At 38.1% G+C, this 21,389-nt stretch carries 22 protein-coding genes and 1 CRISPR repeat array; of the genes, 18 read left to right on the top strand and 4 right to left on the bottom strand.

Annotated features, from left to right (window positions below):
• Nucleotides 1–91: 91 nt before the first annotated feature.
• The 4 genes from J2Z32_RS18105 to J2Z32_RS18090 all read left to right on the top strand — a co-directional run bounded on the left by J2Z32_RS18105 (nt 92) and on the right by J2Z32_RS18090 (nt 4,771).
• On the top strand, nt 92–1,567 hold the full coding sequence (locus tag J2Z32_RS18105) for a serine/threonine protein kinase (RefSeq protein ID WP_245251598.1): 1,476 nt from the start codon (nt 92–94) through the stop codon (nt 1,565–1,567).
• Between the two features lies 1 nt (nt 1,568).
• Nucleotides 1,569–2,282, top strand: a complete 714-nt coding sequence (locus tag J2Z32_RS18100) for a hypothetical protein (protein WP_210090604.1) — start codon at nt 1,569–1,571, stop codon at nt 2,280–2,282.
• Between the two features lie 156 nt (nt 2,283–2,438).
• The gene (locus J2Z32_RS18095) at nt 2,439–3,986 is read left to right on the top strand and encodes an ABC-F family ATP-binding cassette domain-containing protein (protein ID WP_210090603.1); all 1,548 of its coding nucleotides are present in this window, start codon (nt 2,439–2,441) and stop codon (nt 3,984–3,986) included.
• Between the two features lie 107 nt (nt 3,987–4,093).
• A complete protein-coding gene (locus J2Z32_RS18090) occupies nt 4,094–4,771 on the top strand; it encodes a response regulator transcription factor (protein ID WP_210090602.1) in 678 nt (225 codons plus the stop codon).
• Between the two features lie 67 nt (nt 4,772–4,838).
• On the opposite strand, the gene J2Z32_RS18085 is transcribed toward J2Z32_RS18090, so the two are convergent.
• From J2Z32_RS18085 to J2Z32_RS18075, 3 genes are all read right to left on the bottom strand, one after another.
• Complete coding sequence (locus J2Z32_RS18085) at nt 4,839–5,390, bottom strand: C40 family peptidase (protein WP_210090601.1); 552 nt, start codon at nt 5,388–5,390, stop codon at nt 4,839–4,841.
• A 260-nt stretch (nt 5,391–5,650) separates the two neighbouring features.
• The gene (locus J2Z32_RS18080) at nt 5,651–6,292 is read right to left on the bottom strand and encodes a thiamine diphosphokinase (protein WP_210090600.1); all 642 of its coding nucleotides are present in this window, start codon (nt 6,290–6,292) and stop codon (nt 5,651–5,653) included.
• Between the two features lie 246 nt (nt 6,293–6,538).
• On the bottom strand, nt 6,539–7,267 hold the full coding sequence (locus tag J2Z32_RS18075) for an alpha/beta hydrolase (RefSeq protein ID WP_210090599.1): 729 nt from the start codon (nt 7,265–7,267) through the stop codon (nt 6,539–6,541).
• Between the two features lie 266 nt (nt 7,268–7,533).
• Here J2Z32_RS18075 and pdhA point away from each other — a divergent pair, with 266 nt between their 5' ends.
• From pdhA to J2Z32_RS18010, 13 genes are all read left to right on the top strand, one after another.
• Nucleotides 7,534–8,601, top strand: coding sequence for a pyruvate dehydrogenase (acetyl-transferring) E1 component subunit alpha (gene pdhA / locus J2Z32_RS18070; RefSeq protein ID WP_210090598.1), 1,068 nt, complete (start codon nt 7,534–7,536; stop codon nt 8,599–8,601).
• A 48-nt stretch (nt 8,602–8,649) separates the two neighbouring features.
• Nucleotides 8,650–9,630 carry an alpha-ketoacid dehydrogenase subunit beta gene (locus tag J2Z32_RS18065; protein WP_210090597.1) on the top strand — a complete coding sequence of 327 codons (981 nt, stop codon included), beginning with the start codon at nt 8,650–8,652 and terminating at the stop codon, nt 9,628–9,630.
• 26 nt (nt 9,631–9,656) lie between these two features.
• Nucleotides 9,657–10,949 (top strand): dihydrolipoamide acetyltransferase family protein, encoded by a 1,293-nt coding sequence (locus tag J2Z32_RS18060; protein ID WP_210090596.1) that lies wholly within the window; start codon nt 9,657–9,659, stop codon nt 10,947–10,949.
• A gap of 4 nt (nt 10,950–10,953) precedes the next feature.
• Nucleotides 10,954–12,369, top strand: coding sequence for a dihydrolipoyl dehydrogenase (gene lpdA / locus J2Z32_RS18055; protein WP_210090595.1), 1,416 nt, complete (start codon nt 10,954–10,956; stop codon nt 12,367–12,369).
• 206 nt (nt 12,370–12,575) lie between these two features.
• Nucleotides 12,576–13,133 (top strand): helix-turn-helix domain-containing protein, encoded by a 558-nt coding sequence (locus tag J2Z32_RS18050; RefSeq protein ID WP_210090594.1) that lies wholly within the window; start codon nt 12,576–12,578, stop codon nt 13,131–13,133.
• A 21-nt stretch (nt 13,134–13,154) separates the two neighbouring features.
• On the top strand, nt 13,155–13,898 hold the full coding sequence (locus J2Z32_RS18045; protein ID WP_210090593.1) for a class I SAM-dependent methyltransferase: 744 nt from the start codon (nt 13,155–13,157) through the stop codon (nt 13,896–13,898).
• A 182-nt stretch (nt 13,899–14,080) separates the two neighbouring features.
• Nucleotides 14,081–15,661 carry a ClC family H(+)/Cl(-) exchange transporter gene (locus J2Z32_RS18040; protein ID WP_210090592.1) on the top strand — a complete coding sequence of 527 codons (1,581 nt, stop codon included), beginning with the start codon at nt 14,081–14,083 and terminating at the stop codon, nt 15,659–15,661.
• A gap of 100 nt (nt 15,662–15,761) precedes the next feature.
• The gene (locus J2Z32_RS18035; protein ID WP_210090591.1) at nt 15,762–16,247 is read left to right on the top strand and encodes a helix-turn-helix domain-containing protein; all 486 of its coding nucleotides are present in this window, start codon (nt 15,762–15,764) and stop codon (nt 16,245–16,247) included.
• A complete protein-coding gene (locus J2Z32_RS18030) occupies nt 16,237–16,605 on the top strand; it encodes a DUF4180 domain-containing protein (protein ID WP_210090590.1) in 369 nt (122 codons plus the stop codon). Before J2Z32_RS18035 ends, J2Z32_RS18030 begins: the two co-directional genes overlap by 11 nt.
• Before the next feature lie 216 nt (nt 16,606–16,821).
• The gene (locus J2Z32_RS18025) at nt 16,822–16,962 is read left to right on the top strand and encodes a hypothetical protein (RefSeq protein ID WP_210090589.1); all 141 of its coding nucleotides are present in this window, start codon (nt 16,822–16,824) and stop codon (nt 16,960–16,962) included.
• A 191-nt stretch (nt 16,963–17,153) separates the two neighbouring features.
• Nucleotides 17,154–17,452: direct repeats of the CRISPR family, unit length 32 nt; unit sequence ATTTCAATCCACGCACTCACACAGAGTGCGAC.
• A gap of 371 nt (nt 17,453–17,823) precedes the next feature.
• On the top strand, nt 17,824–18,276 hold the full coding sequence (locus J2Z32_RS18020) for a MarR family winged helix-turn-helix transcriptional regulator (RefSeq protein ID WP_210090588.1): 453 nt from the start codon (nt 17,824–17,826) through the stop codon (nt 18,274–18,276).
• Nucleotides 18,276–19,058, top strand: a complete 783-nt coding sequence (locus tag J2Z32_RS18015) for an SDR family NAD(P)-dependent oxidoreductase (RefSeq protein ID WP_210090587.1) — start codon at nt 18,276–18,278, stop codon at nt 19,056–19,058. Before J2Z32_RS18020 ends, J2Z32_RS18015 begins: the two co-directional genes overlap by 1 nt.
• Before the next feature lie 4 nt (nt 19,059–19,062).
• A complete protein-coding gene (locus J2Z32_RS18010) occupies nt 19,063–19,716 on the top strand; it encodes an acetoacetate decarboxylase family protein (RefSeq protein WP_210090586.1) in 654 nt (217 codons plus the stop codon).
• A 21-nt stretch (nt 19,717–19,737) separates the two neighbouring features.
• Here J2Z32_RS18010 and J2Z32_RS18005 read toward each other — a convergent pair whose 3' ends face one another.
• Nucleotides 19,738–20,415, bottom strand: a complete 678-nt coding sequence (locus J2Z32_RS18005) for a lactate utilization protein (RefSeq protein ID WP_210090585.1) — start codon at nt 20,413–20,415, stop codon at nt 19,738–19,740.
• Between the two features lie 113 nt (nt 20,416–20,528).
• On the opposite strand from J2Z32_RS18005, the gene J2Z32_RS18000 reads away from it, so the two are divergent.
• Complete coding sequence (locus J2Z32_RS18000; RefSeq protein ID WP_210090584.1) at nt 20,529–21,212, top strand: Crp/Fnr family transcriptional regulator; 684 nt, start codon at nt 20,529–20,531, stop codon at nt 21,210–21,212.
• Nucleotides 21,213–21,389: the final 177 nt, after the last annotated feature.

Here is a 21,389-nt window from a genome sequence, read left to right as displayed (position 1 = left end):
ATTATTTATTTGGTAATGAACCAGATGGATAGTTGGATGTGGAGCTTTCCCTTTTTTGTTGTCTTACATAGGGGGTGAATCGTTGAAGTTTATGCCACAGCTTACTTCAGGAGACGTTGTAGGAGGTAGATATCAGATTTTGCAGGTTATTGGTGTAGGTGGAATGAGCAGAGTGTATTTAGCTGATGATATGAAGCTATTAGGTAAACAATGGGCGATTAAGGAAAGTGGTGTAAGTGATGACACAGGCAGGGCACTTGAAGAGGAGGCTTCGTTGTTAATTAAACTAAGTCATCCTAGATTGCCAAGAATCGTTGATTTTTTGTGGTCTAATGATAGACAGTACTGTTATTTAGTGATGGACTACATTCAGGGCATACATTTAGATCAGTATATAAAAGAAAAAAATAAACCTATATCTGTAAAGCAATTAGGTCATATTGGATTAAAAATAGGGGAAGGGTTGCATTATTTGCATAGTCAGGATCCCCCCATTATACACCGAGACATTAAACCATCTAATTTGTTAATAGACGAAGATGAGGAGGTCCGTTTTGTAGACTTTGGAATTGCTCGCAGCTATAAACAAGATCAAGTCAGTGATACGGTGAAGCTAGGGACAATTGGTTTTGCCGCTCCAGAACAATTTGTAGGAACTCAAAGTGATGGTAGAGCTGATCTATACTCTTTAGGTGCGGTATTGCTATTTTTAGGTACAGGCTGTAAATATAGTGAACTAACACAGGAAGCGGAGGAGTTGTTTTCCAAACGAGGCTATAGTCTGTTATTGCCTGTGGTTCAATCTTTGATGCAGCCTAACCCAGAGGATCGTTATTCATCGGCAGATATGTTTATTCGGGTATTACAGAAGCTAGTGTTGCAAAAAGAAGAAATATTAAAGGAAGGGAAAACTAATCTTATTGCTGTAAGTGGTGTTTCACAAGGAGTTGGTGTTACACACACTGCGATTACTATTGCACATTCACTTGCAAAAATGAGTTATCGAGTTGCTATTATCGAGCTTGACCCGGCTTCAACAGCGTTTGAACGTATATTTTCAATTGTAGAAGGATTTGAATTTCCTGAATTCAGCAATGCTTTAGAAATACAGATCAATCGTGTCTTTTATTTTAAACAACCAACTAGAGCACAGTATATTGGACTATTGGCACAAAATTATGATTATGTCGTTTGTGATCTTGGTACAACTAATAATCCATATTTGCAAGAAGAGTTTATGCGTGCAGATATCGCGTTTATTGTTGCGGCTGCGGCAGAGTGGCGTAGAGCTGACATAATGAGATTTATGGAGACACATTCAGTGATGCTGAAGCGAGATTGGATATGTGTTGTCCCCTTTGCTCCAGTACAGGAAATCAAGGAGATGAGGCGACAAAGTAAAAGTTTAATACATCATCTACCTTTAGATTTAGATCCATTTGAGCCTGGAGAGGAAATGAAGACAGTAATCTTAGATTTACTTCAGCAATGGCTAATCCCTAAACGTAGGTTAATTGCGTCAATTGCTTTGTGGTGGAAAATGAAAAGGACAAAAGGAGACGACTAAGTTGAAACGTTATATTTTTGCAGGTATAAGTGATAAGCATGAATTTCTGCTCTATTTGAGTAAAATATTATCCTCAGCTAATAAAAAGGTATTGCTAGTAGATGCTACTGCTTCTGGTAAATACGGCTATTGTATTGGTAGTACTGAGTCCAAGCTAAGATTAACACCATTTTATGGCTTTGATGTAGCGGCAGGCTTTAAGGATGAGCATGAACTTAATAAGGAGATATTTGAATTAGGTGGTTTAGCTGGTGCTTATGATTATTTATTAATAGATATTAATGATTTCCACTGTGGTTGTTACGATGCTTGGTATTCGGCGGATGCCGTTGTTTGGATGTCAACGTTTGATCGTTATGATATTGAGCAAAGTAAGCAATGGTTCCAGCAGCTATTTAAAAAATGGCCTGAACTAAAGGGAATAACTGTAAAACCTGTTTATATTCAAGCCGTTGATAGCCATTTAAGTCATGAATATATGATGAACTTGATGAAGGATATTCCGATCTGTTGGGATTCTGAGCCTATTATTGTCCCGTGGAATGAGGCAAATATAGCGCTTCAGCTTGAAAATGCACATACCCATCATTTAAAAATGCAACCGATCACTCGTGCTTATAAAAGGTCATTAGTGTCCATAATAGAGTATCTAGTGGGTTGGAATACAAGGGCAACTAGAAGAGTTTTACGTGTAGCGGAAAGAAAAGAAGCATAAATAAGTCAAAAACAATGCTATTTCTTAGAAATTTGAAATCACGTGTCAAAGATTTATTTTGGAGAGGTTCAAAAAACCCTTCATATTATGCTAAAATAGGTTGTTGAATACACGTAAATGACTTATTTCGACTAAGAGAGGGTTTTTGTAAAGGATATGAGCTTACTAAGTGTAGAAAATGTCTCCCACAATTTTGGGGATCGTACATTATTTAAAAATGTTTCTTTTCGTCTATTGGATGGCGAACATGTTGGACTAGTTGGGGCAAATGGGGTAGGTAAGTCTACTCTTATGAATATTCTCACAGGTCAGTTGCTAAAGGATCAAGGTAAAGTAGAATGGACACCAAGAATTAGATATGGGTATTTGGATCAGCATACGAAGTTAACACCAGGCAAAACGGTTCGTGATGTTCTTAAAGATGCTTTCTTGCCCTTGTTAGAGCTTGAAAAGGAAATGATGGAAATTACGAATAAAATGGCTGATGCATCACCCGAGGAGTTAGAGGAACTGCTGAACCAAATGGGTGATATTCAGGAGCAGCTAGACATCGGAGATTTTTATTTAATTGATGTTAAGGTAGAGGAAATGGCAAATGGGCTAGGCTTGTCAGCGATTGGTTTAGAACGTGATGTAGCTTCCTTAAGTGGGGGACAACGTACTAAAGTATTGCTAGCCAAGCTGTTGCTTGAGAAGCCAACGGTATTACTATTAGATGAGCCTACCAACTATTTGGATGTAGAGCATATTCAATGGTTAACTAACTATTTGCAAAACTACCCGTATGCATTTATTTTGATTTCTCACGATACGGAGTTTATGAATCAAGTTGTTAATGTAATTTATCATTTAGAGTTTGCAAAGCTAACTCGTTATTCAGCAAATTATAACAAATTCCTTGAAATGGCTGATATGAATAAAAACCAGCATATTGATGCTTATGAAAAGCAACAGGAATTTATTAAAAAGCAAGAGGACTTTATCGCGCGAAATAAAGCGCGTTATTCTACATCAGGACGAGCAAAAAGCCGTGAGAAGCAGTTGGATCGTCTAGAACGTATCGATCGCCCAGAAGAAGCAGCAAAACCGGTATTTGGTTTTAAAGAAGCGAGAGCTAGTGGTAAAACGGTTTTTGAAGGTATTGATTTTGAGATTGGGTATGATTATGCTTTATTGCCTAAGATGAGTGTTACGATTGAACGTGGCGAAAAAATTGCTATTGTTGGTTGTAACGGTGTTGGTAAATCAACGTTGCTGAAAACAATTTTAGGTAAGATAAGTCCGTTTAGTGGCAAAACATATCAAGGTGACTTTTTAGAGCCAGCCTATTTTGAACAAGAGGTAGCTGCGGGTAATGGTACACCAATTGATAGCGTGTGGAATGAATTTCCTCATTTAAACCAACATGAGGTCCGTGCCCATCTTGCACGTTGTGGACTCAAAAATGAACACATTACTAGACAGTTACGAGCGTTAAGTGGTGGCGAACAAGCTAAGGTTAGATTGTGTAAGCTAATGATGAGGGAAACAAACTGGATTTTATTTGATGAGCCTACAAATCACTTAGATGTGCATGCAAAAGAAGAGCTTAAGCGTGCCCTAAAAGAATTCAAAGGTACTGTATTACTGGTATCACATGAACCTGATTTTTATGAGGATTGGGTAACCAAGGTTTGGGATGTTGAGGCTTGGTCGGCTCAATGATCTAATAAAACCATTCTTCATCCATAAATATAAATGGAAGGAGAATGGTTTTTCTATATATGGAGAATTCTAAACATACGATTGTTCAGATTACAGGGGGATTATCCATGGAAAAGCAGATTGTTTGGTGGGTAGAGGAAGAAAAACAGGAGCAAGGGGAATGGCGACAAAGGTTAAAGGAAGCAGGTTTTGACTTAAATTACTATTCTTACGAAGAGCTTATTTACATGCTACAAGACCACTTATATCCTAAGCTTGTTATTTTCCGAGCAACTGTCGTAGATGACAAAACATTAGATTGGGTAAAATATGTTCGCTCAAGCAGAATGTTTCCACTCATTGCCATTAACGCCTACGGTGGCAGTCAGGAAAACGTATTGTTATTTGAGCATGGTGCAAATGATGTAGTAGGAAACGAGATCCCTATTGATGAAATGATTGCTCGAATGCATAATCTTATTACGTTGTTTGAGCTATCCCAGAAAAATGTAAATGAAATTAGGTATGAAGATTTATTGGTTCAGATCCATAGTCATCGTGTTTATCGAAATGGAGAGATGATCAGACTAACCCCAAAGGAATTTGAGTTGTTATTATATATGGCACAGAGGATAAATACGGTATGTGAGCGTGATGTGATTTTAAAGGATATCTGGGGACACGAATTTTTAATTGATACTAACGTCGTTGATGTTTACATCCGGCATTTAAGAAAAAAAATAGATAGCGGCAGAAAAAGAAAACTGATTCATACCGTAAGAGGGGTAGGGTATATGCTGCAATAAAAAGACGCCACAATAAATGAAAATCATTTATGGGCGCCTCTCTATCATTTAATTTAAAATTCAAATACTATAATACACGACGAGCTTTTAAATATGTTTTTTTCCAATTTCCAGAGTTAAGATCAGACAATGTTACACCAGGTGATCCATAGGTATGAAGAACTTTACCATTACCCGCATACACACCAACATGAGTAACATTTTTGCCATTTGCTCTACTACCACTTGAGAAAAATAATAGGTCTCCCACTTGAAGGTTTGCTTTAGAAACAGCTTTTCCTACTTTGGATTGTGCGACAGATGTACGTGGTAATGTAATCCCGTATTTTTGGAAAATATACTTTGTAAAGGAAGAGCAATCAAATACTCTAGTTGTTGATGTTGAAGCACCAAATTGATATGGTGTCCCCATGAATTTCTTACCATAGCTAATGATTTGAGAAGCTTTAGATGATGCTGTGATATCAGCAGTAATGTCAGTAGTGATATTAGCGTTAATGTTGCTTGGTGTTGGGGAAACTTCGGCAGCAGATGCTCCAGTTGCAAGTAGCGTGCTGAATCCGATGGTTGACACAATGCCTACCGTTAATACCTTTTGGAATATGTTATGCTTTTTCATGTTGTTACCTCCAAAATACTAGTTTGTTTGATAGGTTCGAACAAAAGTATAACAGGTTTGAGACAACCTATATTTTGGAAGTAATGCTGTATTACTTACAGGGCTTGGTTTTGAGGCCTTTTATTAAAAAACGATTAAAGTTTACAGAAAATTAATAATATGGGGTGGTTTTAAAAGGAGAAATAGAAAAAAACCTTATTGGAATAAGGTTTTTTAATAAAGTAACTATTTTGATCTTGGTTACAATGTTGTAACTAATTTTAATCTTTACTTTGAATAATGAGTAGTAATCCGCTATCTATATGTACTGTACCTGATTGTCCGATAAGCTTGTTGCTAACACCTAAAGAATGTCCCATTTTTAAGGTTGCTTGATTTAAAGGATACATAAATCCCTCTAATGTTATACCAGTTACCTGTGGCGTTAGTGGAAGTAGTGAGACGTAGCTGAATCCACGTGCCTCAACTGTACAAGAGGAGCCGATTAAAGTAATATAATTATTTTTATCTATAATATAGGTTTTGATTTGATGCTGTAACCCTTTTGACATCATTTGAATGTTTGCGAAAGTCTGATCAAGTCTTGTTCCAGTTGCACCAACTAAAATGATTTCCTTTGGCTGTTTTTCCACCGCAAGCTCGTAAGCTAATTCAGTATCTGTTAAATCCTTATTAATAGCGTCACATGCCATCATCTCTATGCTATGTGCTTTAATTTTTTGCAATTCCTGCTCTGTCACTGAGTCAAAATCTCCAATGGCTAGATTAGGCTCTATATTATGCTCTACTAGAAACAAGGCACCACGGTCTGCACCAATAATAAAATCCTCTTCACAAATTTCTTCTAATAAATGCTCATCAATATTACCACCTGCAAAAATAAAAACACGTTTAGTTGACATAGCTTTACTTCCTTTCAGTAGGGATACCTAAAAGCTATTTGTTTATATTAGCTTACCCAAGTATAATTCAGAAATTCTAGTTGCACAATTTGATTCTGGGATAATACAATAGATTTAAGTGAAAAGAATAAAAGAATAGGACTGCAAAAGACGGAAAATGTAAGCGTGATCAAAGAGAATAGTAATCAATTAAGGAGCAGCCTATTTTTTTGAAAAAATTCACCATCGGTTAATTAGACCTAATTACTACATAAGGAAATGTTTTATTGCATCAGGAAGCTCTAGTTGCCAAAATCCCCATAAGTGCTTACCGTCTTTTTCGTAATAATGAACCTTTGCACCACGTTCTTCTAATAATGATTTTGCTTGTCGATTTAGCTCTACAAAATTATAGGTACCTGTATCTGTCGTGTAATTGTCTTCTTGTAATCCTACAATCATAAATAAAGAAAGGTGAGAAAGGTTCTTTTCTGCTGCTAAAAGCTCAAGAGAAGCACCGTAGTAAGCACCAGACAAGCTAATAATTTTTGAAAAGGTGTGAGGATATTTCATTGCTAAATGCAAAGATACTGTTGCACCTAATGAATCGCCAGCAAGTATTCGCTCAGAAGCTTCTCGTCTTACAGGATAATTACGTTCTACAAAGGGTATAATTTCATCAACAAAACAAGACGTATATGCCTCAAAGCGTTCTCCAAATGGAGCATATTCTGAGGTGCGAACTTTGGTATCTACTTCAACACCTACAATAATAAAGGGTTCAATGTCTTCATCTAATATGAGGTGATTTGCAATAGTTGCAATACGACCAAAGTTGAAAAATTCTTCGCCATCCTGACAATAGATGACGGGATAGCTGAGAATTTCATTATAGCCGGGGGGGAGATAGATTCTTAATGCTCGTTTTTCGCCTAAATTTTCGCTGTCAATGATTTCTTTTATAATTGTTCGTTTTAAATAACGCTGCTCTGTCATAGTTAAAACTCCCTTATAGAAATATTATAATTTACAACCATTCGCTTTTTAGTGTTGATATTAAGCCTGTATATGTCAATCATACAGTATCTATTCATGTAACTGCAATAAAACTGTTATATAATTTAAGTGTTGCTGTTACATATACAAAATAAAAAATGTTAGGGGAATATTGCTATTTCCTTTGACTTATTCGGTGAAACAGTTGTATAATAATTCTATAACAGAGACATTGAATTATCAAATATTTTGTCGAGGTGAATATAATGAGCAAAATTCCTTATGAAGTATATACGGAGGAAGTTGAAGCATTAACCGTACTTTCGCCAGATGGCGAAATTGTGAACAAAGATAAAGTACCTAATCTTTCCGATGATCAATTAAAAGAACTTATTTATCGTATGATTTTTACCCGTACTTGGGACGAACGTGCAATTAACTTAGGTCGTCAAGGACGTCTTGGTTTTTACGCACCAGTTTCTGGACAAGAAGCAACAATGGTAGGTAGTGAGTTCGCTTTAGATAAAGAAGATTTTATTTGCCCAGGATATCGCGATATGCCTCAATTAGTATGGCATGGCCTTCCGCTTTACCAAGCTTTCTTATATTCTCGTGGTCATCAACATGGTGGCGAAATTCCAGAAGGTGTTAACGTGCTTATGCCACAGATCATTATCGGTGCGCAAGTGCTTCACGCAATGGGAATTGCAATGGGCTACAAGTTGAAAAAACAAAAACATGTTGCAATTACTTACACAGGTGATGGTGGTTCTTCAGAAGGTGACTTCTATGAAGCACTTAACTACGCAGGTGTTTATAAATTACCAGTTATTTTCTTTGTACAAAATAATGGTTATGCAATTACAACTCCATTCTCAAAACAGACAGCTGCATTGTCAGTTGCGCATAAAGCGGTAGCTGCTGGTATTCGTGGCGTTAAAATTGATGGTATGGACGTATTTGCTGTAATTAGTGCTGTACAAGAAGCTGCTGAACGCGGTCGTAATGGTGAAGGTGCTACATTAATCGAAGCAGTTACTTATCGTTATCGTCCACATTCCCTTTCTGATGATACTTCTAAGTACCGTACTAAAGAAGAAGAAGGCGAATGGAGCGAAAAGGACCCAATTAACCGTCTTGTTAAATACATGGAGAAAAAAGGACTTTGGAGCGAAGAAGATACGGCTCGCGTAAAAGAAGAAGCAAAAGCAAAAGTAAATGAGCAAATTAAAAAAGCAGAGCAAACAGAAAAAATGACAATTTCTGGACTGATCGATAGCATGTTTGAACATACACCTAAACATCTTGAAGAGCAAAAAGCAGATTTTCAATAAAAATTAAACAATCTGATTGTTCTTGAGAATAGAGGAGGAAATGAAGCAATGGCACAAATGAATATGAAAGAAGCAATTCGCGATGCAATGCGTGTAGAGTTGGAACGTGATCAAAACGTAGTTATATTTGGTGAAGACGTAGGTCATGTTGGCGGTGTATTCCGTGTAACTGAGGGTCTTCAAAAAGATTTTGGTGAAGAGCGTGTATTTGATACACCACTTGCTGAATCTGCAATCGGTGGTTTAGCTTTTGGTTTAGGAATTCAAGGTTTCCGTCCAATTGCTGAAATCCAGTTCGTAGGGTTTATTTTTGAAGCATTAGACCAAATTTTAGTGCAAGCAGCTCGTTTGCGTTTCCGTTCTGGTGGACGTTATAACGCGCCAGTTGTATTCCGTACTCCATTTGGTGGCGGTGTTAAAGCAGCCGAACTTCATACAGATTCACTTGAAGGTATTATCGCTCAAACTCCAGGGATTAAATTGGTTATCCCATCTAACCCTTATGATGCAAAAGGCTTGTTGATCTCTGCAATTCGTGATAATGACCCTGTATTTTTCATGGAGCATTTGAACTTATATCATGCATTCCGTGCTGAAGTTCCAGAAGGCGAATATACGGTTGAGCTTGGTAAAGCAAACGTAGTTCGTGAAGGTTCTGATGTTACTATCCTTGCCTACGGTATGATGGTGCATACTGCGGTTAAAGCAGCAGAAGAATTAGAAAAAACAAAAGGTGTCAAAGCAGAGGTTATCGACCTTCGTACACTTGTACCTTTAGATATTGATACAATCGTTAATTCCGTTAAGAAAACAAACCGCGTCATTGTGGTTCAAGAAGCACAAAAATCAGCAGGTATCGCAGCAGAGGTTATTGCTCAAATTAACGAAAAAGCAATTCTTCACCTTGAAGCTCCAGTGCTTCGTGTTGCAGGTCCTGATACTGTATATCCATTCGCTCAAATTGAAGATCAATGGCTTCCTTCACCAGCACGTGTAATTGCTGCAGTGAACCAAGTTCTTGAATTCTAAAAATAAGACAATAGGAGGTCTTTCAAGTGGCAAAATTTGAATATCGTTTCCCTGAGCTTGGTGAAGGTTTGCATGAAGGCGAAATTATTAAAATGCATATCAAGCAAGGCGATAAAGTAACTGACGAAGATATTATTATGGAAGTACAAAATGATAAAGCAGTAGTAGAAGTACCTTGTCCTGTAAATGGTACTGTGCTAGAAGTACTTGGTACTGACGGTGCAATTTTCCGTGTAGGTCAAGTCGTTGCAGTGATTGATGCAGAAGGTGAAATTCCTGAGCAATTGTTAGGTGGAGGAGATCACGCTGAAGAGCCACAAGCTGAAGAAGCAAAAGCTCCTGAAGCAGCAAGTGCACCTGCGGCAGCATCTGCTGATGCACCAGCAGCACCTAATCATGAAGTGTTAGCCACTCCTAGCGTGCGTAAATTTGCTCGTGAGCAAGGTGTTGATATTGCACAAGTAACGGGTACTGGCAAAGCAGGTAAAGTAACTCGTGAAGATGTGGAAAGCTTTAAAAATGGCGGCGGCGCTCCTGCTCCAGCAGCAGCGGCACAAGCTAGTGAAGCAGCTCCTACAGCTCCACAAACTTCAGCACCAACTGCAATTCCTGCAGGTAGTGATGAAGAACGTGTTCCATTCAAAGGAATCCGTAAAGCAATTTCTAATGCAATGGTTAAATCCGCATACACAGCACCACACGTTACAATCATGGACGAAGTAGATGTAACTGAATTGGTTGCTTTCCGTACTCGTATGAAACCAGTTGCTGAGAAAAAAGGTATTAAAGTAACTTACTTGCCATTCATCGTGAAGGCATTAGTTGCAGCTTCTCGTAAATTCCCAGCATTGAATGCTTCTATCGATGAAGTAAACAATGAAATTGTATACAAAAAACACTATGATATCGGTATTGCAACAGATACAGATAACGGCTTGATCGTTCCTGTAATCAAGGATGCTGACCGTAAGAGCATTTGGATGATCGCTGAGTCCATTTCTGACTTGGCACTTCGTGGCCGTGAAGGTAAACTAAGCGCGAACGAAATGAAAGGCAGCACAATCTCAATCTCTAACATCGGTTCTGCTGGCGGTATGTTCTTTACTCCAATCATTAACTACCCTGAGGTAGCGATTCTTGGAACTGGACGTATCAGTGAAAAACCAGTTGTTCGTGATGGTGAAGTTGTAGTGGCTCCAGTAATGGCATTGTCCCTAAGCTTTGACCACCGTCTAATTGATGGTGCAACTGCTCAAAACTTTATGAACTATATCAAACAACTCCTTGCTAATCCAGAGTTGCTTGTAATGGAGGTGTAATGTAATGGTAGTAGGAGACGCTTCTCTTGATATTGATACATTGGTCGTAGGTGCTGGTCCTGGTGGTTATGTAGCAGCTATTCGTGCAGCACAACTTGGACAAAAAGTAGTTATCGTAGATAAATCTGAGCTTGGCGGTGTATGTTTGAATCGTGGATGTATTCCTTCCAAAGCTTTGATCGCAGCAGCACATCAATTCGAAAATGCTTCTCATGGTGAAGCTTTCGGGATTACAGCTGAAAATGTAAAAGTGGATTTTGGTAAAACTCAAGAGTTCAAAAACGGTGTCGTTAAAAAAATGACTCAAGGTGTTACTGGCTTGCTTAAAGGCAACAAGATTGAAGTTTTTAATGGTGAAGTGATGTTTATTAACAACACTGAAGCTCGTGCATTTAACGATCATGAGTCACCACGTTACCGCTTCAAAAATTGTATCCTTGCAACTGGTTCTCGTCCAATTGAGCTAAAACCATTCCCATTTGGCGGACGTATCTTGTCTTCCACTGAAGCATTAGATTTGCAAGAAATTCCTTCTAGCTTGATTGTTATCGGTGGTGGATACATCGGTGCTGAGCTTGGTCAAATGTACTCTAAATTTGGTACAAAAGTAACCATCATTGAAGGTGCAGACGCAGTTCTTCCTGGTTTCGACAAGGATATGACTCGTTTAGTTGCGAAAAACATGGAGAAAACAGGAATCGAAATTATCACTAACGCTAAAGCTGAAAGCTCTGAGCAAACTGATAAAAACGTAACTGTAAAATATACTGTAAATGGTGAAGCTAAAGAAGTAACAGCAGACTACTTGTTAGTTACTGTAGGTCGTCGTCCTAACACAGATGGTGATCTTGGTCTTGAGCTTGCTAACGTTGAATTAACTGATCGTGGTTTGGTTAAAGTTGACCACCAAGGTCGCACAAGCAACCCTCAAATCTTCGCAATTGGCGATATCGTGCCAGGTCTTGCTCTTGCACACAAAGCTTCTTACGAAGGTAAAGTAGCAGCAGAAGCAATTTCTGGATTGCCTTCCGTTGTAGATTACAAGGGTATGCCTGCAGTATGCTTCACTGATCCAGAGTGTGCAAGCGTAGGTTACACTGAAAAAGAAGCAAAAGAAAAAGGCATCAAAGTTAAATCCGGTAAATTCCCATTTGCGGGTAACGGACGTGCAACATCCTTGAACCAACCAGATGGCTTCATCAAAATTGTTGCGAATGCAGACAATGATGTTGTAATCGGTGCGCAAATTGTAGGTATCGAAGCTTCCAACTTAATTGCAGAGCTTGGCCTTGCAGTTGAAATGGGTGCTACGCTTGAAGATGTTGCCTTAACCGTACATGCTCACCCAACACTTGGTGAAATTGTTATGGAAACTGCTGAATTGGTTGAAGGTCACCCAATTCACGTTATCGCTCGCTAAGCTGAAGAAGCTGAGTTGTAAAAAGCTTAACAAGCTAATCTTTTATCTTTAATTAGTAAGCACGTTCCTTAGATTTGGAACAATTGTTTGTCCTTTTATTAGCTCTTATATTGGCAAGATCACTTGTGGTGGTCTTGTCTTTTTTTATGTATTTTTGTATGTTATATTATATAAAAAAGTAATATAACATATAAGGAGGTGTGGAAATGCAACCGCCAATGTTAACGATCGGCGAACGATTAAAGGAAATTAGGACGATGAGAAATCTTACACTAGATGAGGTTTCTAAGCTTACAGATGTTAGTAAACCTATGCTGGGGCAAATTGAAAGGGGGCAGTCATCTCCAACGATTACAACGTTATGGAAAATTGCAGTGGGTTTAAAGATACCTCTATCCTCATTATTTGAGGAAAAAGAAGAAGAATATCATATTGTTGATGTACCATCCCAAGAGCCGATTATTGAAAATGATGGGCGAATGAGAGCATTTCCTATTTTTTCTTTTGACCCTACGCGTAATGTGGAAATTTATTATATTGAATTAGAGCCGCAATGTCAGCATACATCTAAAAAACACCTTGATGGCGTAGAGGAATATGTATTTGTAGTGAAAGGAAGCTTAGAGATGGTCGTTAGCACACAAAAATTGATTTTGAAAGAAAAGCAAGCGCTTCGGTTTCATGCTAATGTTCATCATGCTTATAACAACCCTTTTGAAGAGCCTTGTATTATTTACAATATGGTTTTTTATCCAAAGGGATAAGAAGGGAAATGGAGGGATATTATGAAGTGGAATTCTAAGCTTTATGATCATAATCATGATTTTGTAGCAGAGTATGGGAAGGGCCTTTTGGAATTTATTCCAGAGGATAAAACGCAAAAGATTTTAGATCTAGGTTGTGGTACAGGGATACTAACTGCGGAACTAGCACAACTAGGGGATTACGTCTTAGGCATTGATGGTTCCTCCGAAATGATTAAAAAGGCGAAGCAGGCCTATCCAAGCTTAGATTTTGAGGTTATGAATGCGTTAGAAATGCCTTATTTGCAGCAATGGGATTTAGTTTTTTCAAATGCTGTGTTTCATTGGATTTTAGATCATGACTTATTAATTAAGAAAATCAAAGATTCATTAAAGCCATCTGGAAAGCTTATTTGTGAATTTGGAGCTTATGGAAATATTCAGACGATCGAAAACGGGATGAAAAACGCTTTGGAGAAAAAGGGACTTTCAATTAGCACAAAATTTAACTTTCCGACTGTAGAAACATTTGGTTCATTATTAGAAAAGCATGGCTTTACGATCGAAAAATTATATGATTATGATCGCCCAACCCCTTTAAAGGACGAGGAGAAAGGTTTGTATCATTGGGCAAAGCAATTTTTTGATACTGATCTGGGCAAGCTCTCAGAAAAAGAGCAGGATATGGTTTTAAAAGATATGACGGATGAGGTACGAGCGAAATTGTGGAATGGCTCATATTGGACTGCTGATTATCGGAGATTACGTGTCATTGCACATATATAAGTAGGAGAAACTAAAAACTTAAGCATTTAAAACTTCATGCTTTTGAGCATACAATGCCAAGGCCATGTGGATGTACGGTTTACTTACGATTGTGCCATTTTTTCTTGCATAGAAAAATGATAAGGTCTATAATTTTTAGTTGCTTGCAAATGAGTGGAAAGTACAGAAAGGATAGGCGGGCTATGCAAGGAGAAGGTCATACAGTAAAGCAAACCATTCATCGATATCGGAATTTTAGGTATGCTTTAATATTGCAAGGGATTGCGGTGGGTGCGGTTTCGGGTGCGATTGTTGTGTTTTTTCGTTATTTACTGATGTATGCAGAGAAATTGTTGAGTTTGATTCTAAGTTATGGTAGCAATCACATGTGGATGATTCCCGTGTGGTTTGTTTTTTTGATTGGTGCGGCGTTTGCTGTGTTGATGCTGTTAAAATGGGAGCCATTCATATCTGGAAGTGGGATTCCTCAAGTGGAAGGGGAAATGATGGGGGAGATCCGCCCTTGCTGGTGGAGAGTGATTATTGCGAAGATGGCAGGGGGGCTAATCGCAATTGGCAGTGGTTTATCTTTGGGAAGAGAAGGCCCTAGTATTCAGCTTGGTGCAATGGCTGGTAAAGGCGTGGCGAGCTTAACTCAACGGACGAGAACGGAAGAGAAGCTATTAATTACTTGTGGAGCAAGTGCGGGTTTGTCCGCTGCGTTTAACGCCCCGATTGCTGGGGTTTTGTTTTCGCTAGAAGAGGTACACAAGCATTTCTCTCCCGAACTGCTTTTGTCAACGATGGCATCTTCGATTACGGCTGATTTCATCTCTCGAAATGTATTTGGTTTACAGCCTGTTTTTGATTTTCAGATTCATAATATGATGCCTTTAACTACATATGGTCATGTCATTATCTTTGGACTTATTATTGGGGTTATGGGTGTTCTTTATCTTAAAGCAATCTCCAAGACTCAGGATTTATATGACAAAATATCCTCTCAGCTTGGAAGGTTGCTGGTCCCATTTTTGCTGGCAGGGATTTTGGGATTCATTTATCCTTATGCTTTAGGTGGCGGACATTCTCTAGTAGAAACGTTGACTGCTAATCATATGGCAGTGGGGGCGTTGATTGTGCTGCTAGTTATTAAATTTGGATACTCGATGATTAGCTTCGGATCTGGTGCGCCAGGTGGTATTTTTCTTCCCCTGTTGGTGATCGGTGCAGTGATTGGCAGCATTTATTATCATACAGTGGGTTTGATGACAGGCTCATTAAATGGACTGCTGGACAATTTTATTATTCTTGGTATGGCTGGGTATTTTGCTGCGATTGTGCGTGCGCCGATAACGGGCGTGATCTTAATTAGTGAGATGACAGGTGGCTTCTCTCATTTGCTTACCTTATCACTAGTCTCCTTGATTGCTTATATCATTCCCGATATGCTAAATATGCCACCTGTATATGATCAGCTTCTTCATCGACTTTTAGTTAAGCTAAAGCTTAAAAAGCAAACCTCCTTGAGTGGTGAAAAGGTGCTAGTTGAAGGAATTGTGTTTCATGGGAGTCATGCAGAGGGGCTAAAAGTGTCTGAGATTGATTGGCCCAAAACGTGCTTACTTGTCTCTTTGCTTAGGGGCGAAGCAGAATTTGTTCCAAGAGGCGATACTACCTTTTTGGCGGGAGATAAGATCGTAATTTTATGCGACGAAGCAGTTCAGGGAAAACTACGCAAAGTGTTGAGCGAAATGTGTGAAACGATAAAGTTGGAGATAAGGTAAATTGAAGGTGCTGCGCTTGCAGTGCCTTTTTTCATAACTTTACTTATTACTTATTATAACCTATAATAACCTAAAAAGATTATATAGGGAATGATGAGGAATGGGAAATAGATATTATTCTGTAGAACAAATATCAGAAATGCTAAAGATTCATCCGAAGACAATCCAACGTTATATTCGGGAAGGAAAGCTGTTTGCAAGCAAAATCGGAAAGAGTTGGCGAATAACTGGACATGATTTAAGTATTTTTATTGAAAACAGCAAAACACAGCTCAAAGCTGAAGGCACAAGTGAAAACAAACGATCTATTTTGAAAACGAAAATATCTTCTGTAATTGATATAGATGTTGATGACAATGAGATTGCCTCCCGTATCATTAATGCTGTTATGGCATTAGCAAATACGAAATACACAGATCATACGCAGCAAGACTCTTGTAATTTACACGCTCATTTCATAGAAGCTGAAAATAAGGTGCGCATAACGATATGGGGGAATATTCAGTTTGCACAGGCAATAGTTAATTTAGTTGCCACATTAACAGCAAGTATTGCACAAGAAAGCAGGGATAAAAATGAATATTAAAACAATTAGAAATCAAAATATTGCTATTATTGATACAGACACTAAAATTACGAATACTCAAGATGCGCTTGATCTATTGGCTTCGGCTAATTACCACGCTGATTGTATCGGTGTAGTTATTTATAAAGCAAGCTTAGAGGAAAGCTTCTTTGATCTCAAAACAGGATTAGCTGGAGAAATAATACAGAAGTTCACAAATTATAAGATGAAGCTTGCAATAGTAGGTGACTATTCTAGTTTTTCAAGCAAAAGCTTAAAGGATTTTATTTATGAATGTAACAAAGGGAAATCCGTTTATTTTAAAAGTGACATAGCTAGTGCATTATCAGCCCTTGTACCTGAAGATAGTTTGGACTGATATGGACTGAAGTGTATATTATGTCAGGAATATCGAGAACCCTAAGCAAGGAAAAAACTATTAACTTAATCGTAATGTAGATAATTATTGGATTAGAAAAGTAAGGGGATCTTTTTAGATTGGATATTTTTTGGGAAAGAGTATTGCTTTCGAAAATATCAATTTTAAAATTTGCATTTGAAAAATCGAAAGCACATAAAGTTGTTGGAGCATGCAATGAGTTCTGTAAAATTGATGGACAATATCGGAATGACCAAGGAAGCTGTTTTTAAGCAAGAGCTTTATTGGCAAAATGAATGGACAGACCATTTTTTATTCTATTTTGGTAAAGAATTATTTATTAACAACCATGTTTGATAAATCGATAGGCTACCCTATAAGTAAACTACACCTTATTGTTGGATAGGATCGAACAATGGGGTGTAGTTTTATTTGTGATTGAAAAAGGGAAGTAAGGTTGGAAAATAAGGGGCGAAGCTGGAAGGTAGAAAACATACTTATACTAAGTGCAAATGAGACGTGTTTAATTACCCATTAGAAACTTTCTGATTTCAATCCACGCACCCACACAGAGTGCGACCTCCTTATTGCTTGAAAGCAACAGATTTACTACTATTTCAATCCACGCACTCACACAGAGTGCGACACGAAAGAGACAGAGAACTTTTACGAATATCACTAATTTCAATCCACGCACTCACACAGAGTGCGACGGTTTTCATAACCAATCTCTTTAGCCGTTTCAATTATTTCAATCCACGCACTCACACAGAGTGCGACTAGATTGCCGACCATTTATCGTAACCTATTTTTAAATTTCAATCCACGCACTCACACAGAGTGCGACAGCGCCCATTTTCAGCCCTTATGGGACAAGGGATTTCAGGTGCAAAAGTGCGAAGGAACTTTTAAAGCGCTTTAATTATAGCAAAAAAACGCCCGAAAAGCCACAAACCCTTGTGGGACGCGAGGTGCGGAGGACCCGGGGATTTCATGTGAGCTTGGGGTTCGCACTTGCGTTTATTTAAGTCTACCTTTTTTTACAATAATATCAAAAATACTAGCTAGTGTGAATACATACTGATCCAATATACATTTAAGAGATTTTTCAACTTCTTTTCAGAAAAAAATAAAACAAAATCCACCTTGAATTTAGTTGCACATTGCAAATAAAATGCTAAAATATTGTTAAATATAGCATAAAGGTGAGGTATTTCCATGTCGTATACGATTGATCAAAAAGAGGTAGACGCCGCATTATTTGAGTTTTTGCGTAGCATTTATTTGTTTGAGCATCGAGAAACGGTTATGTTTGGAATTAACTGGAGTGAAGTTTATTTATTACATTTACTTATTCGTCATCCTGGCATTCGTATATCTTCTCTGTCTAAGCAAATGAACCAAGCTATTTTTTCTACTAGTCGAATGGTATCTAGGCTTGAAAAGGCTGGGTTTTTATATAAAATGCTAGATGAAAGTGACAAAAGAGCAGTAACACTTTACATTACAGATGAGGGAGCTACACAAATTAAATTAATAGAGAAATACAATTATGACATTGTGTCAGCCCAATTTAATAAAATGCCAGAGCAAACGTTACGATCATTACTGGAGGCGGTTTCACAGCTTAGTGTTTTACTTAATGTCGAAAATATGGATGAAGAAAAATAATGTTAAAACGGACACACCTTGTAAACAAAAAGGTTGTTGTTACAGGAGCTTCATCTGGAATTGGGTTAGAAACCGTAAAACGTTTGCTAGAAGAAGATTGCGTTATTCTCGCCGCAATTAAACCAAATGACAAAATGCCGATTACTCATCACAAACTTTTTATACAACAATGTGATGTATCCGTTCCTGAAGATTTAGATGCATTATTTACGAGTGCTATAAAGAAGCTAGGAAATATAGATATTTTTTTTGCAAATGCAGGTTTTGCATATTATGAGCAGTTCAAGGATAAGGATTGGCAGCATATTTCAACTATTTTTGAGACGAATAGCTATCACACTTTTTATACAGCACAGAAGCTAAAGCAAATAAATGGACAACGCCCATTTCAATTTATCGGTACTGCAAGTGCTATGGCAGTGTTGCCACTACCAGGATATGCTTTATATAGTGCTACAAAAGCGGCGGTACATTCCTTTGCTCACGCTTATCGATACGAGCTTGAAAAAGAACAATATTTTCAGGTCGTTTATCCAATTGCAACACGAACCGCATTTTTTAAAGAGGCAGGAGATAGTCCTGTGCCTTGGCCTTCCCAGTCAGCTGAAGCGGTGGCTTCCTCAATTATAAAAGGAATTAAGCGTAGAAAAAGATGCATTTATCCTTCTAAAACATTTTCAGCAATTATAATATTAAATCGTTTTCTGCCCTTTGTACTTAAAATCTATAACGAAGTTGAGCGAAAAAAATTCCAAGGCTGGTTAGACAAGAAAGGAAGTTGATCTTATGAATAACATACCTGCCCCCTGGAGTCTGCAAGGAAAAGGTTATATTTTAATTTATCGCTTTACACGTCAATTTGTAGAAAATGAGGGACGAATACCTCCTTTTTTACAGAAACAATTTGCAGGAGGATTTGGAAGTGTGATGCTGGTGGATTATACTTCCTCAAATGCTGGACCTTATGGTGAATTGCTTTTTATACCTGGAAAGTTTCATCATCAAGGGCGAAAGTTAAATACGATCAGTCAAATCTATGTATCCACAATGGCTAGCGTAGTGAATGGAATAGAAAACTGGGCGATCCCGAAAGAGCTTGCTAATTTTGAATTTCAACAGCTTAGCTCCAAAAAGGAAAGGGTTACTGTATCTAAAGAAAACGAAAATATCGCGGATTTAACTTTAAGTACATTTGGTCCTTCTTTTCCGATCAGTACAAGTCTGATGCCATTTCCATTAGTACAGCTGCACAATAATCAATATTTTTATACTAAATTTTCAGGTAAAGGGAAGGGAAGATTAGCTAAATTAGAGAACCTAGAGATTAACAAAAATTTGTTTCCGGATCTCTCACATGTGAAGCCAATATTTACTCTTAAAGTGGAACCGTTTGAAATTGTTTTCCCAGTTGCTAAGATTGAGCATGCTCATCTTTTATAAAAGATCCAGATTAAATTTATTTCAAAATCCCAAGGATTCATTAACAAGAATAACCTTTATTCTCCCCGCCGTTTTACACATTCTTGTTTGGACGATATAAGAACAGGTGCAATCATCAGTTTTACAATCTCCACAAGCACCATTGATTAGGCAGGGCGTTTTTTGCGGCGAATGTAAAAATGGGCTGGATGAACACGAACAGCGGTGTACATTAATGGGGGCAGCGTATGTTCTAGCTCTAATAACTGCGTCCTCAGCGGTTTTGCAAACCTTATTCATCCCAACGATAGCAACTACACTTCTTGGCCCAAAGGTTATGGCCGCTGTTCGATTGCCCACACTATCTATATTGACCAATATGCCATCTTCGCTAACGGCATTAAAGCTCGTTAAATAGGTGTCGCATAAAAGAGCTTGGCGCATAAGTTCATAACGTTCCTCTATTGTTTGGGCCTGATCACGATCAATGATTGTATAGCTACCCTGACGTACTTTATTAAGAAGCCCGATTTCCTCAAGCGTAACTGACCCACCCCAAGATACCGAAGTATGTTCTGGAATAAAGGAAAGTGCCTTTTGAACAGCTTCTTTGGCGTTATCACAGTAATAGGCCTCAAACTTTCTGCTTTGCAGATTTTTAATGACCTTTGTTGCTAAAAGTCGATTTCTCCTTTTGATTGAAATTTCTTTCTCTTGCATTGTTCTTCCTCCATTCTGATGTTAGAAGAGGCGACTAACTTCTTGTTTAATTACAATTAATATAGTATGGTGAAAAGAAAATGTATGTTGCATGTGCAACGAGGAGAACTTACATGAGCGACTTAAATTCCCTATGTCAATCACGTTTATTTTCAGGGATTTCCCCAAATGATATTCCCCAAATGCTTGAATGTCTGTCAGCCACATGGAAAGAATATGAAAAAGATGAGATGGTTGTCCGTGAGGGCGATTTAGTGGATGATGTCGGCATTATATTGAAGGGTAGCGCTCAAAGTACAAAATTGAGCATCACGGGGAAGAAAATTATTGTATCTCTCCATTATCCGGGTGGGTATACCGCGGTTTTAACAGCGGCTAGCCGTGGACGAAGATGCCCAATGTCAGTACAGGCAATAGAACCACTTGAAGTTTTGTTTATTCCTATCAAAAGCATATTGAGCCCTTGTACAAATTTATGTAAGTCACACGAGCAATTACTTGGCAATCTTTTTGATAGTATTGCAGAACGAGCGTTGGAGCTACATGACCGAAATGATTGTCTGATTATGCCGACTATTCGTGATAAGGTCCTAACTTATTTAACAAGAGCTATGGGTGAAACTGGAAAAGAAACTTTTATTATTCCTTTTGATCGAGAAGCGATGGCCGAGTATTTAGATGTAGATCGAAGTGCTTTATCCAGAGAGCTTGCATGGATGAAGCGGGACGGACTGATTGACTTTCATAGAAGCAAATTTAAGCTATTGCCAAAATCAGTAGAAAAAGATTTTCACTAACTAGTACATACGTTTATTTTCATACAATATAAAGGTGAATGGAGATTACGTATAACTCCAATAGAGAAAGCTAAAATTAGTTTGGGACTGACCCCTTTATGTGAGACAGGGATCAAAACACCTTACAAGTTTAAGCAGCCAGACGCCGGTAATTCACTGGCGACTGGTTATTTAGTT

It is taken from the genome of Paenibacillus turicensis (genome assembly GCF_017873435.1).
GTDB classification, from domain to species: Bacteria; Bacillota; Bacilli; order Paenibacillales; family Paenibacillaceae; genus Fontibacillus; species Fontibacillus turicensis.
Note: the sequence above shows the minus strand (reverse complement) of the source record. Positions and strands in the feature narration are given on the sequence as shown.